This window comes from Streptomyces sp. SL06 (assembly GCF_058244745.1).
Genome location: NZ_JBSYOT010000002.1, coordinates 83,594 through 99,344 on the forward strand (window position 1 = coordinate 83,594; position 15,751 = coordinate 99,344).

Below are 15,751 nucleotides of genomic sequence, written 5' to 3' on the forward strand. Positions count from 1 at the left end.
CGAGTGACGGGCGTGCGAGAGCTGGTAGCGGCGGCTGTGGGCTCGGCAACCTGATAGGTCCTCGACCACGCCTCAGCCGAGCCGCCGCGGGCGGCTCACACCGCGTTCACCGGATGGCGCACGACCGCGTCGAACAGGTAGCCCTGGGTGTTGTGGACGGCGGTGTCCGGCTGGGTGCGGCCCGTGCTGTCCGTCGCCCGCGCCAGCAGCGTGTACGGTCCCGGGGCCGCCGGCCGCCAGCGGGTGGACCAGCGGACCCAGCCGTCGCGCCGGGGCGTGTCGTGGAGCCTGGCCGCGCTCCAGGTGGAGCCTCCGTCGGTGCTCACGTCGACCCGGACGACCGGGCCCCCGCCCGACCAGGAGCGGCCGGTGAGGCGGTGGGTGCTCCCCGCCGGGAGGTCGGCCCGCCCGTCCAGCTCCCAGGCGCTCTTGATCGTCTGCCGGGTCAGCGGAGCGCTCCCGCCGTCCGGGTGGGCGTCCCCGAAAAGCCGGTAGAAGTCGGTGTTCCACGGCGAGTACAGCGGCTCGGCGGACACCTGGATGTCGCCGACCCACTTGATGGAGGAGATGCCGATCCAGGACGGGACGAGGACGCGTACCGGGTGCCCGTGGTCGGGCGGGAGCGGCCGGCCGTTCATCTCGTAGGCGAGCAGCACGTCGTCGAGCGCCTTGGACAGCGGAAGCGGGCGTCGCACCCGGCCGAGGTCGACGCCGTCGGTGACGTAGGGGGCGTCGAGGCCGCGGGGCATGACGTCCACGGCCCGGCGTCCGAGCCCGGCCCGCTTCAGCACGTCGGCGAGACGGACGCCGCGCCAGCGGGCGACGCCGATCGCGCCGAGGGTCCAGTCGGTGCCGCTGACGGTCTGGCCCTGCTGAGTGGTGTAGAAGCTGCGGCCGTTGCCGGCGCACTCGACGAACGCGCTGTGGGAGAGGGCCGGCAGCTTCTTCAGGTCGGCCAGGGAGAAGTCGACGGAGCGGTCCCGGGTCAGTCCGTCGCCCCAGACCGTGAGCGTCCAGTCGGCCGCCGACAGGACCGGGGTCGCGGTGTGGTTGCGGACGAAGAACCGGTCGACGGGAGTGTGGTAGCCGGTGCCGGCCAAAGAGGCGAACCGTGTCTCGGCGTTCGTGCCGCGGACCGTGAACAGGTCCTCGGGCAGGGGCTTGACGATGCCGGGCGCGGCGGCGGCCGGTGTGCCCAGGGCCGCGGGTGCGGCGCCGGCGAGTCCGGCCGCGGCGAGGAGCCGCAGCATGTCACGGCGGGAGACGCCGTCGGCCCTGGCCCGGCCGGCCAGCCACTGGGTCAGTCTGCGGCGGTCGTAGGCGGATTCGGAGGTACGCATGACGGCCTGCCTCTCACAGGAGGACGCACGGGCGGTCCCGCGCGGGTGGGGGGGGTGCCGACCGGGGCGGAGGGACGGCGACAGCGGCCGGCGGGCGCAGCGGTGAACGCGGTGCGCCCCGGAAGGGCTACGCGGTGCGGATCAACAACAGCCGTACGGCACGGGCACGCGGAACCGCGGGGCGGCGAAGCGGCGTCGGCTGCGGATCATGCCGTCATGGTACGGAAGGAGCACGCCGCGCGGGCCGGATACCGCCAAGTCGCCCGCGGGCGGGGGCTGGTGGGCCCGGCCGAGGGGGGACCGGCCGGCCGGCCCGGTGTCGCGCCGGGACGGACGCGGCGGCAGTGACCGGAGTGTCGCGGCTGCGGTGTCCCGCGCACCGCTTTGACATCCTTCGCCAACTCGTTCATATTCCTTTCATGTCGTCTTCCCGCGCCTCCGCACGCGCCGCCATCGAGCTGGCGCTGATCGGCGTGACCCCGCTCTGCGTGGCCGACATTCTCTGTCGCTGACAACCGCCTTCGGCGCGTACGTCGCGTTCCTCGACTTCACGACCCTCCTTCCCGCTGCCTCGTGCCCCGTCGAGGGGTGTCCCCGTGACCCGGGCGACCCCCGGCCGGGCCGACGGCAGCCGGTTTCACAGGTCGCTGTATCCGCGCCGGGGGCGAACCCCTCCGACAGCCCGTCCCTGTGTCACCGTCGTCCCGAGACCCGGGACGGCTCATCCGAGAGGCCTTCTTCCGATGCGTCATTCGTCCCGCAGAACGCGCCGCGCCACCGCCGCGTTGACCGTCAGCCTGATCGTGACGGCCGGTGCGGCCGCCTGCGGGCCCGAGGACAACGATGCCAAGGGCGGCGGCGACACCGACGCCAAGCCCCGCAAGGGCGGCACGCTCACGGTCCTGAACTCCAATCCGCAGCAGGACTTCGACCCCGCGCGCCTCTACACCTCCGGCGGCGGCAATGTGCCCTCCCTCGTCTTCCGCACCCTGACGACCCGCAACCGGGAGGACGGTGCCAAGGGCGCCGAGGTCGTCCCCGACCTCGCCACCGACACCGGCCGTCCGAACAAGGACGCCACCGTGTGGACGTACACCCTCAAGGAGGGGCTCAAGTACGAGGACGGCACGGAGATCACCTCGGCCGACATCAAGTACGGCATCGAGCGGTCCTTCGCCGCCGAGCTGTCCGGCGGCGCCCCGTACCTGCGGGACTGGCTGGTCGGCGGCGCCGGCTACCAGGGGCCGTACAAGGACAAGGGCAAGGGGCTCGACTCGATCGAGACGCCGGACGAACGCACGATCGTCTTCCATCTGAACAAGCCCGAGGGCGAGTTCCCCTACCTGGCGACCCAGACCCAGTTCGCCCCGGTGCCCAAGTCCGCCGACAAGGGCACCAAGTACGAGGAGCACCCGGTCTCCTCCGGTCCATACAAGGTCGTCGAGAACCAGAACGACGGTGAGCGGCTCGTCCTGGAGCGCAACGAGCACTGGTCGGCGAAGACCGACGCGGAGCGCAAGGCGTACCCGGACCGCATCGACGTGCGCTCCGGTCTCGACTCCTCGGTCATCAACCAGCGGCTGTCCGCCTCCCAGGGCGCCGACGCGGCGGCCGTCACCACCGACACCAACCTCGGACCGGCCGAACTCGCCAAGGTCTCCGGCGACAAGGAACTCGCGAGCCGGGTCGGCACCGGCCACTTCGGGTACACCAACTACATCGCCTTCAACCCGAAGGTGAAGCCCTTCGACAACCCCAAGGTGCGGCAGGCGATCGCGTACGCCGTCGACCGCACCTCGGTGATCAACGCGGCGGGCGGCTCCTCGCTGGCGGAGCCCGCGACGACGTATCTGCCCAACCAGAAGTCCTTCGGTTACACGGCCTACGACCACTTCCCGGCCGGCGAGTCCGGCAACGCGGCGAAGGCCAAGGAGCTGCTGAAGGAGGCCGGTTACGCGGGCGGCCTGACCGTCACGCTCACCCACTCCAACGCCAAGGACTTCGAGACCAGCCCGGAGATCGCCACCGCCCTCCAGGACGCCCTGAAGAAGGCGGGGATCACGGTGAAGCTGGAGGGTCTCGAGGACAACGACTACCGGGACACGATCCACGACGTGAAGACCGAGCCGGGGTTCTTCCTGGCCCACTGGGGTGCCGACTGGCCCTCCGGCGGCCCGTTCCTGGCACCGATCTTCGACGGCCGGCAGATCGTGAAGGACGGCGCCAACTTCAACACCGGCTTCCTGGACGACAAGGCGGTCAACGACGAGATCGACGCCATCAACAAGCTCACCGACCTCGACGAGGCGGCCGAGCGCTGGGGCGCCCTCGACCGGAAGATCGGCGAACGGGCGCTGACGGTCCCGCTGTTCCACCCCGTCTACAAGCGGCTGTACGGCAAGGACGTCAAGAACATCGTGATCAGCGACTGGACCGGTGTGCTGGACGTCTCCCAGGTCGCGGTGAAGTAAGTCCATGAGTGAGGCCCAAGTGGCCTCCGAGGGCGCGAGGGCGAGCACCGGCATGGTGCTCGCCCCCGCCTCGGGGGCCCGCCAGTTCTGGCGGCGGCTGCGCGTGCAGCGGGCCGCCCTCGTCGCGGCGTTCGTCGTCGCACTGCTCGTCCTGGTGGCGCTCGCCGCTCCCCTGCTCACCGCGATCGAGGGGCAGAACGCGACCGCGTACCACCCCGAACTCGTCGACTCGGCACGCGGTGGTGTGCCGGTCGGCGCCCTGGGCGGCATGAGCGCCGACCACTGGCTCGGCGTCGAACCCCAGACGGGGCGCGACCTGTTCGCCCGTCTCGTGTACGGCGCCCGGGTCTCGCTCGGCGTGGCCCTGGCGGCGACGGTGGTGGAGGTCGCCATCGGACTCGTGGTGGGGATCGCCGCCGGGCTCGGCAACCGGTGGGTCGACCAGGCCCTGAGCCGGTTCACCGACGTGGTGGTGGCGCTGCCGATGATGGTGATGTCCCTGGCGCTGCTCGCGATCGTGCCCGGCGGGTTTCCGCGTCCGGTGCTGGTCGCGAGCGTGATCGGGCTGATCGGCTGGGGGTCCATCGCCAAGATCGTCCGGGCCCAGACGATGACGCTCAAGCAGCTCGACCACGTGGCCGCGGCCCGGCTCAGCGGGTGGGGTTCCTGGCAGATCGCCCGCCGCGAGCTGCTGCCGGCGCTCGCCGCGCCGGTCATCACGTTCTCCGCGCTGCTCTTCCCGGTGAACATCACCGCGGAGGCCGCGCTCAGCTTCCTCGGTGCCGGGGTGAAGCCCCCGACGCCGTCCTGGGGGCAGATGCTCACGTCGGCGAACGTCTGGTACCAGGCCGCGCCGCAGTACCTGCTGCTGCCCGCCGGGATGCTGTTCGTCACGGTGCTCGCCCTGACCGTTCTCGGCGACGGGGTGCGCCGGGCTCTCGATCCGCGCGCGGCCTCGCGGCTGTCGGTGGGCACCGGCCGCCGGAAGGAGGCGCGGGCATGAACGCCCTGCACGGCTTCCTCGGCTTCGCCCTGCGCCGCACGCTCGGCGCGATCGTCACGCTGCTCGCGATCTCGGTGATCGTGTACGTCGTCTTCTACGCCGCTCCCGGTGACGTCGCCCAGATCACCTGCGGGCCGCGCTGCTCCCCGGCCCAGGTCCAGCAGGTGACCGAGCAGTTGCACCTCGACGACCCGCTGTACGTCCGCTATCTGCACTTCCTCCAGGGCGTGTTCGTCGGCCACGACTACTCCACCGGCACCTCGGTGGAGCACTGCTCCGCGCCGTGCCTCGGGCTGTCGTACCAGAGCGACCAGCAGGTCACGCAGCTCATCCTGGCCAAGCTGCCGGTCACCGGTTCGCTCGCGCTCGGCGCCATGGTGCTGTGGCTGCTGCTCGGCGTCGGCACCGGTGTGCTGGCCGCCTGGCGGCGCGGCCGGCTCGACGAGCGCGTCCTGACGGGCATCACGCTGGCCGGCTGGGCGACCCCCGTGTTCGTCATCGGGCTGCTGCTGATGATCGTCGTCTGCGGCCAGTTGCAGTTGCTGCCCTTCCCGCAGTACGTGCCCTTCACCGACGATCCGGAGCAGTGGGCGTGGAACCTGCTGCTGCCCTGGTTGTCGCTGGCCCTCATCGAGGCCGCCAAGTACGCCCGCCTGACCCGGTCCGCCATGCTGGAGACCCTGGCCGAGGACCATGTGCGCACCTTCCGCGCCTACGGCGTCGGGGAGCGCGCCGTCGTCGGACGGCACGCCCTGCGGGGCGCGGTCGGGCCGCTGATCGCGCTGAACGCCAACGACCTGGGGTCGCTGTTCGGCGGGGCGGTGCTCACCGAGTCGCTGTTCGGGCTGCCCGGGATCGGGCGCGAGCTGGTGCACTCCGTGAACGTCGTCGATCTGCCGGTCGTCGTCGGCATGGTCATGTTGACCGGCTTCTTCGTGGTGCTCGCCAACGCCGTCGCGGACGTGCTGTACGCGCTGGCCGACCGGAGGACGGTGCTGTCGTGAGTGGGACCGGGAGTCTGGTCGAAGTCACCGATCTGTCGGTCGGGTTCGGCTCCGTGCGCGCGGTGGAGGCGCTGTCGCTGCGGCTGGAGAAGGGGGCGGCGCTCGGCCTGGTCGGCGAGTCCGGGTCCGGCAAGTCCACTGTGGCGTCCGCCCTGTTGGGGCTGCACCGGGGCACGGGCGCCGTCGTGGCGGGCACGGTCCGGGTCGCCGGGACCGACGTGGGCTCGGCGTCCGAGGCGGAACTGCGGCGGCTGCGCGGCGGGAAGGCCGCGATGGTCTTCCAGGATCCGCTGTCCTCCCTCGACCCGTACTACGCCGTCGGCGACCAGATAGCCGAGGTGTACCGCGTCCACCACAGGGCGTCGCGAGGGGCGGCACGCACGCGTGCCGTAGAGGTGCTTGACCGGGTCGGCATCCCCGACGCGCGGCGGCGGGCGCGGTCCCGCCCGCACGAGTTCAGCGGCGGGATGCGGCAACGCGCCCTGATCGCCATGGCGTTGGCCTGCGAGCCCGAGCTGCTCATCGCGGACGAGCCCACCACCGCCCTCGACGTGACCGTGCAGGCCCAGATCCTCGACCTGCTGCACACCCTGCGCGAGGAGACCGGCATGGGACTGCTGCTCGTCACGCATGACGTGGGGGTGGCCGCGGAGAGCGTGGACAACGTCCTCGTCATGCGGCACGGCCGCGCGGTCGAGCACGGCCCGGTGGCCTCCGTCCTGGGTTCCCCGACGCAGACGTACACCCGGCGGCTGCTCAAGTCGGTGCCCCGGGTGGACGTACCGCGCCCGAGGCCCCCGGCGGACGCGGCCGGCGAGCCGTCCGGGGCGGTGGTGCTTGAGGCCGTGGGGCTGCGCCGGGTCTACGGGCGCGGGTCGCGGGCCTTCGCCGCGGTCGACGACGTGTCGCTCCAGGTGCGGCGCGGGGAGGCGCTGGGCATCGTCGGCGAGAGCGGCAGCGGCAAGACCACGCTCGGCCGGATGCTGGTGGGGCTCCTCGAACCGACGGCCGGACAGGTCCGCCGCGAGGGTGTCGCCGTCAGCGGGGTGCGGCCGGACGTCCAGATGGTCTTCCAGGATCCCGTCTCCTCCCTCAACCCCCGCCGGAGCGTGGGAGAGTCGGTCGCCGACCCGTTGCGGGCCCGGGGCGAACGGGATCCGGCCGTCCGGGACCGGGTGGCACAACTGCTGGAGCGGGTCGGTCTCGAACCCGCCCACTACGACCGCTATCCGCACGAGTTCAGCGGAGGGCAGCGGCAGCGGGTCGGCATCGCGCGGGCGCTGGCGGCCGAACCGCGCGTCCTGGTCTGCGACGAGCCGGTCTCCGCGCTCGACGTGACCACGCAGGCGCAGGTCGTCGAGCTGCTCGACGAACTGCGCCGCGAACTGGGCCTCGCACTGGTGTTCATCGCCCATGACCTGGCCGTCGTACGCCAGGTCAGCGACCGTCTGGCGGTGATGCGGGCCGGCCGGGTGGTGGAGTACGGACCCGCGGACGAGGTCTACGAGTCGCCGGTGGACCCGTACACCCGGCAGTTGCTCGCCGCCGTGCCCGCGCTGGACCCGGGTCTCGCGGCACTGCGCCGCGCGGAGCGCCGGGAGTTGGCCGCGGGCTGACCGGTCCCGGCGCCGTCCGTCCGCCGGTCCGGCCGCTCCCGATCGGCGCCGGTGGCCGGCGGACGCTGTCCGGCGTTCCGCACGTCACCGCTCGCGCGTTCGCCGACGGCCGCGCCCCGGGGCGCCGTATCCAGCCCGGCCCGCAGCGCGTCCCTCAGCCGGGTGAGGCGCTCGATCTCCGCGTCGAGCACCGCGATGCGCCGCCGCACCACCACCGTGCCGACGACGCCCGGCTCGCCGGGCGCCTCGGGGTCGCAGGGCCTGGGCGGGTGGACGGCGAGCAGCGGAAGCCGGTCGGCGATGCCCGCCAGGTCCTCGACGGTGAGCCCCAGTCCGAGCAGGTACCTGACCACACGGAGCACGGCCAGGTCGTCGGGGGTGTAGTCGCGCTGGCCCGCCCTGCTGCGGCGCGGTGGCGGGAGCAGTCCCCGCTGCTCGTAGAAGCGCAGTGCCCTGGGTGTCGCGCCGACGGCTGCCGCGGCGTCGCCGATCCGCATGGTGGGTGCCTCCCGCCCCTTGTGGCCGCGGTCGTCAGCCGTGTTGCGGAAGGTCGACGACGACCGTGCCGAAAGTCTGTCCCCTGGTCAGTTCCCACAACGCCCGGGGAGCCCGTTCGATGCCCTCGAACCGGGTCAGTGGCAGGCGGATCCCGCCGGACCGCAGCCAGGCGCCGAACCGCCCGGTCCACTCCGTCTCCACATCGGGGTGGTCGACGCCGGTGTATCCGCGTACGGACACGCCCTTGACCACGAGGCGGAAGGCGTCGACGGAGGTCGGTGCGGTGGCGCCGGCGCCCTTCGCGGCGAGTTGCCCGGAGAGGGCTCCGACCAGTGCGAACCGGGCGCCGTGGCGCGCCGCGTCCACGGCCGCGGTGAGCTGGTCGCCACCGACGTTGTCCAGGAGCACGTCGATGCCGTCCGGCGCGGCCCGGCCGAGCTGCTCGGAGAACGCGCGGTATGCGGTTCGGCCTTCCGTCCCCTCCGGCCCCTCGCGCCACGAACCGGCGGTCAGTACAGTGTCGTAGCCGAGTTCGGACGTGAGGCGCTCGGCCTTGCCCGGTGAGCCCGTGCTGCCGATGACCCGGGCGGCCCCGAGCAACCGGGCGATCTGCCCCGCGAGCGAGCCCACCCCGCCCGCGGCGCCGGTGACCAGGACCACGTCTCCCTCGCGGACGGCGGCGAGCCTGGTCAGCGCCCCGTAGGCGGCGGAGCCGGAGGAGAGCCGGGCGACCGGCTCGGGGAGCGCGGGGTCGACCGGCTGGCACTGGTCCACGGGTACGTGGGCGTACTCCCGCCAGCCCAGCAGGTGCGTCACCGGGTCGCCGGGGCTCAGCGGGCTGCCCGAAGGGGCGAGGACGACTTCGCCGACGGCGGGCCCGTACAGGGTGTCCCCGGCGCGCAGGGCCGGCACCGGAGTGCCCTCGACCGCGCCGCCGAGGAGGGTGCGCAGGCCCGCGAAGACCTGGAAGTGCCGGTTGCGGACCAGGACGTGGCCCGGTTCCGGGGCCGGGGGTGCCGTCTCGACGACGGTGAAATCGCTCGGTTCGGGAAGTCCGTCGGGTACGGCGGCGAGCCGTACCTCGCGGCTGGTCCGGGGCAGAGCCGTGGTCATCGGGTGGTCCTCCTGGAGGGTGCGGGCCGAACGGCGCGGGGCGGTCGTGGCGCCGCCCCGCGCGACAGTCCGCAGACGCTAAACCCTGACGCGCGGGTCAGGGGCAAGCCCGCCGTGCCCCGGATCAGCCGGACTCGGGCGGCGTCCCCGTTCCGCAGGGGCGGCCCGTGCGCAGGTGGCCGGCGGCGCCGGCGATGACCGCGTCGAGTCGGTCCCGGGTCCCGGCCAGTTCGGTGATCCGGCGCTCGATCCGGTCCCGTTCCGCCGCCAGCCGGGCGAGCAGTTCCGGTGTGGCGTTGCCGTCCACGACGCACGGCAGAAGCTCGGCGATCGCCCTGCTGGACAGACCGGCGGCGTAGAGCCGCTGGATCAGTTGGACGCGGTCGACCGCGCTGTCGGGGTAGTGCCGCTGGCCGGCGGGGCTGCGCTCCGCGTCGAGCAGGCCCTGTTCCTCGTAGTAGCGCAGCGCCCGCACGCTGACGCCCGTCCCGGCGGCCAGCTCACCGATGCGCATCTCGTGCCTCCTCCGTGAACCGTGTCTCACGACTTGCCTCTGACGTCAGTGTCAGCTCTTAGCCTGGCGCCGATGTTCCGCAGCCGGAGATCTCGCAGATCAGAGGGAAGTGTTTTCATGACCGCATCGGACAGGGCGACGACCGGCGCCCCCGGACCCGCCGCCGCACCCGTCGTCTCGGTGAAGCCGCTCGTGCTGCGCGCACCGGGCCGCGGCGAGGATCTGCGGGTGCGGGTGTCCGCGCCCGTGACCGGACGCGACCTGCCCGTAGTCCTCTTCGCGCACGGCTTCGGCTCCTCGCTCGACGGCTACGGCCCGCTGGTGGACCACTGGGCGGCCCACGGCTTCGTGGTGATCCAGCCCACCCATCTCGACTCGAACCGGATCGGCCTTCCCCCGGACGATCCGCGCAGGCCCCGCCTGTGGCGGCACCGCGTCGAGGACCTGAAGCGCGTCCTGGACGGCCTCGACGCACTGGAGGCGGCCGTCCCCGGGCTCGGCGGGCGCCTGGACCCGGGCCGGGTCGCCGTGGCCGGTCACTCCTTCGGCGGCCAGACGGCGGGCGTTCTGCTGGGCCTGCGCGTCCTCGACCCGGAGACCGGGACGGCGGAGGACCTGTCCGACCCGCGAGTCCGGGCGGGCGTCCTGCTCGCCACGGCCGGCCGGGGCGGCGACGACCTGACGCCGTTGGCCGCCGAGAACCTGCCGTGGCTGAGGGCTCCGGACTTCACGCGCATGACCGCGCCGGCCCTCGTGGTCGCGGGAGACGAGGACGACCTCCCGCTGACCGTCCGAGGGCCGGACTGGACGGCCGACCCGTATGTGCTGAGCCCCGGCGACAAGAGCCTGCTCACCCTTCACGGGGCGAAGCACTTCCTCGGCGGGATCTCCGGCTACGGGGCCGCCGAGACCACCGACGAGAACCCCGCGCGCGTCGCCCTGGTCCAGCGGGTGACCCTCGCCTATCTGCGTCACGCCCTCGGCGTCGGCGGTTCCGGCTGGGCGGCGGCGCGCAGGGCCCTGTCGGGGGACGCCCACCCGCTGGGCCGGCTCGATAGCAAGGGTCCCGCCTGCGCACCGGACGCCGCGGTGCGGTAGAAAATGCCTCCTGTACCAAGATCGTCGACACCCGGTCCGGCCGCGGCCGGACCGGGTGTCGCGCACGTGAGGGAGACGAGGCAGCACGATGCCGGAGCAGCAAGTCAACGTCCGCCGCCGGGCCCTGGCCCGACGGTGCGGTGCCGTGGTCGAGGCCCGCTGGTTCGCCGTCGCCGTCTTCGCCCTGATCCTCGCCAACGCCGCGCTGCTGGGCGTGGAGACGTACTCCGGCCTGGTCGCCGACTGGCAGGACTGGTTACGCCTGGCCGAGCACGTCTGCCTGGCCGCCTTCACCGTCGAGATCCTGCTGCGGCTGGCCGCGCACGCCGACCGGCCCGGGGACTTCTTCAGGGATCCGTGGAACGTGTTCGACCTGGCCGTGGTCCTGTGCGCGTTCCTGCCGGTCGTCCGCGAGAACACCACCGTGCTGCGGCTCCTGCGACTGGCCCGTGTACTGCGCACCGCACGCTTCCTGCCGCACCTGCGCATCGTGCTCGTCGCGGTGGTCCGCAGTCTGCCCGGAACCCTGAGCTTCCTGCTCGTGGGCGCGCTGCTGCTGTACGTGTACGCGATGGTCGGCTGGGTCTTCTTCGGCGAGCCGGACCCCGAGCACTACGGTTCCATCGGCCGTGCCGTGCTCACCCTGTTCCTGCTGATGACCCTGGACGGCGTCGGCGACGCCGTCCACGCGGGCCTGGACATCTCCCGCTGGAGTCTTCTCTATTACGCCTCCTATGTCCTCCTCGCCTCCTTCGTCCTCGTCAACGTCCTCATCGGCGTCGTCATCAACTCCCTCGACGAGGCCCGGGAGATGGACCGGGAGCTGGACCGGGCGGGAGCGGGGGCGGGGGCTGGGCGTCCGCAGCCACTCGCGGAGGAGGAAGCGTCGCCGCTCCGGCGGATCGAGGCGGTCCGCCGGGCCCTCGACGAACTCGAACACGACCTCGTCCGGTCCGCGGCGCACCGGACCGGCGAGACCGATGCCCCGGTCGTGATCACGCAGCGGCGGACGTAGCCGGGCCGGCGGGCCACCGGGCGCGTAACGTCCGGCCGTATGGAACCACTGCCTCCTCCGGAGCCGACTCCCCACACCGCCCGGCGCCGGGCGCGTGACCTCGGTGTCGTGATCGGGTCCGGCGCCACCGGCCCCCTCGACGCGATCACCGACGTGCCGGGGGTCCGCGTCGGGCACACCACCGTCCGCCGGGAGCCCGATGTGCACAGCGGAGTCACCGCCGTCGTGCCCGACCTCGTCGGCCCCCGTGCTCCCCTGCCCGCCGGGGTGTTCACGGGCAACGGCTACGGAAAGCTGATCGGGACCACCCAGCTCGCCGAACTCGGCACGCTGGAGACCCCGGTGCTGCTCACCTCCACGCTGTCGGCCTTCCGCGTCGCGGACGCCCTCGTCGGCTGGATGCTCCAGCGGCCCGGCTGCGAAGAGGTGCGCAGCCTCAATCCCGTGGTGGGCGAGTGCAACGACGGCTTCCTGTCCGACATCCGCGCACGGCCCGTCCACGAGGGGCACGTGCGGGCCGCCCTCGACGGGGCCGCCGGCGGGCCGGTGGCCGAGGGGTGCGTCGGCGCGGGGACCGGCACCGTCGCCCTGGGCTTCAAGGCCGGCATCGGCACCGCCTCACGCGTCCCGGAGCTGGCCGGCCGGCGCCGCACGGCGGGCGTCCTGGTGCAGGCCAACTTCGGGGGCACGCTGCGGGTCCTCGGCCGCGTCCTCACCCCGCGCTCCGTGGGCCTCGCGGCGGGCGGGACGGGGCCGGCGGCGGAGACCGGCTCCTGCATGATCGTGGTGGCCACGGACGCCCCTCTCGACGCCCGGCAGCTCACCCGTGTGGCACGACGCGCGGTGTTCGCGCTGGCCCGGACGGGCGCGGCGTACGGCCACGGCAGTGGTGACTACGCCGTCGCCTTCAGTACCCGTACGGACGCCGGTGCCGCGGTGGCGGACGCCGAACTCGGCCCGCTGTTCGAAGCCGTCCTCGACGCCGTCGAGGAGGCGGTGCTCAACTCCCTGCTCGCGGCCACCACGACCACCGGCCACGGCGGCCGTACGGCACCCGCGCTCTCGGCGGATCTCCTGTGCGCCGCCCTCAGCGGCGCTCCTGCCGACGGCCACTGACCGATCCGGCGCCCCCCTGGGGCGCCGGCGGGCGGAACTCGGGGCCGTAGTTGCCCGGGGCGTCCGGGATCCTGGTCTCCATCAGCTCCACCGCGGGTGCCTCCAGCGCGCGCATCGCACGGACGGCCGAGCCGAGGGTCCGCGCGTCGCCGTCGGCCCACGCCGTCTCCAGGGTGCTCAGCACGTCGGCGTAGGCGGTGTCGAACCGGTCGAGGAGGCCCCGCACCCGCGTCGGCGGGTCGGGCCGGCCGCCGGCCGGGACGCGGGCCATGGGGCGTGTCTCGGGGAAGGGCACGGGGGCGCCGGTGAAGTCCCAGCCGCCGTCCTCCTCGCGCAGTTGCCTGCCGTGGTAGATCTCGCCGAAGGCGTAGTAGTGGGCGGGGTGGTCGTCCCCGAAGGCGTCCTCCGGGGAACTGCTGGTGCCCTCGCCCTGCTCCTTGATGATCTGGATCGAGCGTTCGACACCGGCGAGGTCGGTGACGGGTTCGAGGACATCGGAGCCGATGCGTTCGGACAACTGCCCCCGGGCCGACAGTTCGGGGGCCGTGGCCCTGAAGGCGTCGAGCAGGCCGTCGTAGAAGCGGCCGATGCCGGGTGAGTCGTCCGGGCCGCGGGTGAGGGGTTCCTCCGGGGCCTCGATCGCCATCATCACGTCGTGCACGAAGGGCCGGGTGAGGCCCGAGAGATAGACGTTCACCCCGCTCCGGACCCCGCCGGGCAGCGGTCCCGGGTACGCGGGGGCCGCGTCCGTGATCCTCGGCCGGTCGCCCACGGCCACCAGCAGATTGCAGACCACGCCCATGTGGTACATCTCGTCGCCGATGATGCGCCGGATCAGCCGCGCGGCCTGGCCACCGCGGTCCGTGATGGACCACCATCCGCACAAGTACGGTGGAATGGTGGCGAGTTCGAGGGCCACCGCGATGTGCAGGGCCTCTCTGAGCCAGTCGACGCCACGGCCCGCCACGGGGACGGCGAGCAGACGGGCCACGGACCGGCGATCGGATGGAGCCGGTGAGCCGCCCACCGGCCGCCCGGCCGCCCGAGCGGGACCGGCGGCCGGGACGGCGGCGGTCGCGGTCACGACCGCCGACGCCATGAAGGTCCGCCGTCCGAACGGGGTGTCCGCCCCCGACGAGTCTTCCCGCACACCGCTCACCGCTGCTCCCTCCGCGAGCGGACCCGCCTCGGACCGAGGCGTCCGCGTTCCCTCGACGGCTGGCGAAACTAGCAGCGGCGGCGGTGTTTTCCCGCCGCGCGACGCCGAGCGGGGCATCCTCAACCCGGTCGGCCCTACGCCCGCGTCACGCTCCCGGAAGCCGCTGTGCACACCCTTGACACGGTCACGTCGACCGCTTGTATGGTCTAGTCCAACAGAACTCGCCGCTCCGCTCTCGGAGTTGGTTGCTGCCCGGGTCCGCACCCGGCGGGAACGGCGAGTGCGCGCACCTTCGCGCCTCTTGGCCCCACACGAGAGGCCGTGTCCGACGCGCGCGGTCACCCCCACACCGACCGCGCGTGCGTCGGGGCGGCCTGATGTGAAGGAGTTCCGTATGCACGCAAACCGGAAGACCGCCGCGCTCATCGGCGCGGCCATCGCCCCCGTGATCGCCGTCAGCCTCCCCGCCGCCTCGGCGAGCGCGCACGGCTACATCTCCGACCCGCCCAGCCGCCAGGCCCAGTGTGCCGCCGGCACGGTGTCCTGCGGTGACATCACCTACGAGCCCCAGAGCGTCGAGGGTCCCAAGGGCCTGACCAGTTGCAGCGGCGGCAACAGCCGCTTCTCCGAGCTGGACGACGACAGCCTGGGCTGGACCGTCACGCCGGTGTCGAAGAACACCACGTTCTCGTGGAAGCTCACCGCGCAGCACTCCACCAGCACCTGGGAGTACTACGCCGGCGGTCAGCAGATCGCGGTGTTCGACGACGGTGGCGCCAAGCCGGGCGAAGTGGTGAACCACGACATCGACTTCGGTGGGCTCACCGGCCAGCAGAAGATTCTCGCCGTGTGGAACGTCGCCGACACCGACAACGCGTTCTACGCCTGCATCGACGTCAACGTCGGCGGCTGACGGACCGGCCGGAGCAGTCCGGGAGCGACCGCCCCTCCCCCCACGGGTGTCCGCGGTCGCTCCCGCCTCCCACCGTCCGCACGCCGTCCCCCCACCAAGCAGGAGTCGATATCGTGCTGCACCGCAAACTCGCACTGCTGGCCGCCACCGGCGCGGCCGCCGCCCTGTGCACCCTGACGCTGGCGCCGTCGGCCGTCGCCGAGAAGGCCGACGCGGGCACCACTGCCGCCGAATTCGTGGTCAGTGAGGGCCAGTTCAACGAGATGTTCCCGAACAGGAACTCCTTCTACACCTACAGCGGTCTGACCGCCGCGCTCGACGCCTACCCCGGTTTCGCGAACACCGGCGGCGACACGGTGCAGAAGCAGGAGGCCGCCGCCTTCCTCGCCAACGTCAGCCATGAGACCGGCGGACTCGTGCACGTCGTCGAGGAGAACACCGCCAACTACCCGCACTACTGCGACGACACCCAGCCCTACGGCTGCCCGGCCGGCACCGACAAGTACTACGGTCGCGGCCCCGTCCAGCTCAGCTGGAACTTCAACTACAAGGCCGCGGGCGACGCCCTCGGCATCGACCTGCTCAACAACCCCGACCTGGTCCAGAACGACGCGTCCGTGGCCTGGAAGACGGGTCTGTGGTACTGGAACACCCAGTCCGGGCCCGGCAGCATGACGCCGCACGACGCCATCGTCAACGGCGCCGGATTCGGCGAGACCATCCGCGCCATCAACGGCAGCCTGGAGTGCGACGGGGGCAACCCCGGGCAGGTCCAGAGCCGGATCGACAACTACCAGCGCTTCACCCAGCTCCTCGGCGTGGAGGCCGGCGACAACCTCAGCTGCTAGAGCGGCTGACAGAACGCCCCGACGAGACGATCCGGGGGCGCCG

General features: G+C 72.7%; 15 protein-coding genes. 10 read left to right on the forward strand and 5 right to left on the reverse strand.

Translation table 11 applies throughout. From position 1 onward, the window contains the following. Positions 1-95: 95 nt before the first annotated feature. Positions 96-1,340: a sulfite oxidase gene (locus tag AC4IHM_RS00755; protein WP_490865129.1), complete on the reverse strand. Its 1,245-nt coding sequence runs from the start codon at positions 1,338-1,340 to the stop codon at positions 96-98. A gap of 419 nt (positions 1,341-1,759) precedes the next feature. Between AC4IHM_RS00755 and AC4IHM_RS00760 the strand changes: the two genes are divergently transcribed. The 5 genes from AC4IHM_RS00760 to AC4IHM_RS00780 all read left to right on the forward strand — a co-directional run bounded on the left by AC4IHM_RS00760 (position 1,760) and on the right by AC4IHM_RS00780 (position 7,434). Then, on the forward strand, positions 1,760-1,852 hold the full coding sequence (locus tag AC4IHM_RS00760) for an Ms4533A family Cys-rich leader peptide (RefSeq protein WP_490865130.1): 93 nt from the start codon (positions 1,760-1,762) through the stop codon (positions 1,850-1,852). A 231-nt stretch (positions 1,853-2,083) separates the two neighbouring features. After that, positions 2,084-3,811 carry an ABC transporter substrate-binding protein gene (locus AC4IHM_RS00765; protein ID WP_490865131.1) on the forward strand — a complete coding sequence of 576 codons (1,728 nt, stop codon included), beginning with the start codon at positions 2,084-2,086 and terminating at the stop codon, positions 3,809-3,811. 4 nt (positions 3,812-3,815) lie between these two features. After that, positions 3,816-4,814, forward strand: coding sequence for an ABC transporter permease (locus AC4IHM_RS00770; protein WP_490865132.1), 999 nt, complete (start codon positions 3,816-3,818; stop codon positions 4,812-4,814). 5 nt (positions 4,815-4,819) lie between these two features. Beyond that, positions 4,820-5,818, forward strand: a complete 999-nt coding sequence (locus AC4IHM_RS00775; protein WP_490870728.1) for an ABC transporter permease — start codon at positions 4,820-4,822, stop codon at positions 5,816-5,818. Beyond that, positions 5,815-7,434, forward strand: a complete 1,620-nt coding sequence (locus tag AC4IHM_RS00780; protein WP_490865133.1) for a dipeptide ABC transporter ATP-binding protein — start codon at positions 5,815-5,817, stop codon at positions 7,432-7,434. The genes AC4IHM_RS00775 and AC4IHM_RS00780 overlap by 4 nt, the downstream gene beginning before the upstream one ends. Here AC4IHM_RS00780 and AC4IHM_RS00785 read toward each other — a convergent pair. The 3 genes from AC4IHM_RS00785 to AC4IHM_RS00795 form a co-directional block, all read right to left on the reverse strand. Beyond that, a complete protein-coding gene (locus AC4IHM_RS00785) occupies positions 7,320-7,931 on the reverse strand; it encodes a helix-turn-helix domain-containing protein (RefSeq protein ID WP_490865134.1) in 612 nt (203 codons plus the stop codon). The genes AC4IHM_RS00780 and AC4IHM_RS00785 overlap by 115 nt on opposite strands. Before the next feature lie 34 nt (positions 7,932-7,965). Then, positions 7,966-9,045: an MDR family NADP-dependent oxidoreductase gene (locus AC4IHM_RS00790; RefSeq protein WP_490865135.1), complete on the reverse strand. Its 1,080-nt coding sequence runs from the start codon at positions 9,043-9,045 to the stop codon at positions 7,966-7,968. Positions 9,046-9,169: 124 nt separating this feature from the next. Then, on the reverse strand, positions 9,170-9,559 hold the full coding sequence (locus tag AC4IHM_RS00795; protein ID WP_490865136.1) for a MerR family transcriptional regulator: 390 nt from the start codon (positions 9,557-9,559) through the stop codon (positions 9,170-9,172). Positions 9,560-9,676: 117 nt separating this feature from the next. Here AC4IHM_RS00795 and AC4IHM_RS00800 point away from each other — a divergent pair, with 117 nt between their 5' ends. The 3 genes from AC4IHM_RS00800 to AC4IHM_RS00810 all read left to right on the forward strand — a co-directional run bounded on the left by AC4IHM_RS00800 (position 9,677) and on the right by AC4IHM_RS00810 (position 12,788). Then, positions 9,677-10,657, forward strand: a complete 981-nt coding sequence (locus tag AC4IHM_RS00800) for an alpha/beta hydrolase family protein (protein WP_490865137.1) — start codon at positions 9,677-9,679, stop codon at positions 10,655-10,657. An 88-nt stretch (positions 10,658-10,745) separates the two neighbouring features. After that, positions 10,746-11,672, forward strand: coding sequence for an ion transporter (locus tag AC4IHM_RS00805; RefSeq protein ID WP_490865138.1), 927 nt, complete (start codon positions 10,746-10,748; stop codon positions 11,670-11,672). 39 nt (positions 11,673-11,711) lie between these two features. Continuing rightward, complete coding sequence (locus tag AC4IHM_RS00810; protein ID WP_490865139.1) at positions 11,712-12,788, forward strand: P1 family peptidase; 1,077 nt, start codon at positions 11,712-11,714, stop codon at positions 12,786-12,788. Here AC4IHM_RS00810 and AC4IHM_RS00815 read toward each other — a convergent pair. Next, complete coding sequence (locus tag AC4IHM_RS00815; protein ID WP_490865140.1) at positions 12,760-13,779, reverse strand: ferritin-like domain-containing protein; 1,020 nt, start codon at positions 13,777-13,779, stop codon at positions 12,760-12,762. The two genes, AC4IHM_RS00810 and AC4IHM_RS00815, sit on opposite strands and share 29 nt — an antisense overlap. 562 nt (positions 13,780-14,341) lie before the next feature. Between AC4IHM_RS00815 and AC4IHM_RS00820 the strand changes: the two genes are divergently transcribed. After that, positions 14,342-14,860: a lytic polysaccharide monooxygenase auxiliary activity family 9 protein gene (locus AC4IHM_RS00820; protein ID WP_490865141.1), complete on the forward strand. Its 519-nt coding sequence runs from the start codon at positions 14,342-14,344 to the stop codon at positions 14,858-14,860. Positions 14,861-14,973: 113 nt separating this feature from the next. Further along, complete coding sequence (locus tag AC4IHM_RS00825; protein ID WP_490865142.1) at positions 14,974-15,708, forward strand: chitinase; 735 nt, start codon at positions 14,974-14,976, stop codon at positions 15,706-15,708. Positions 15,709-15,751: the final 43 nt, after the last annotated feature.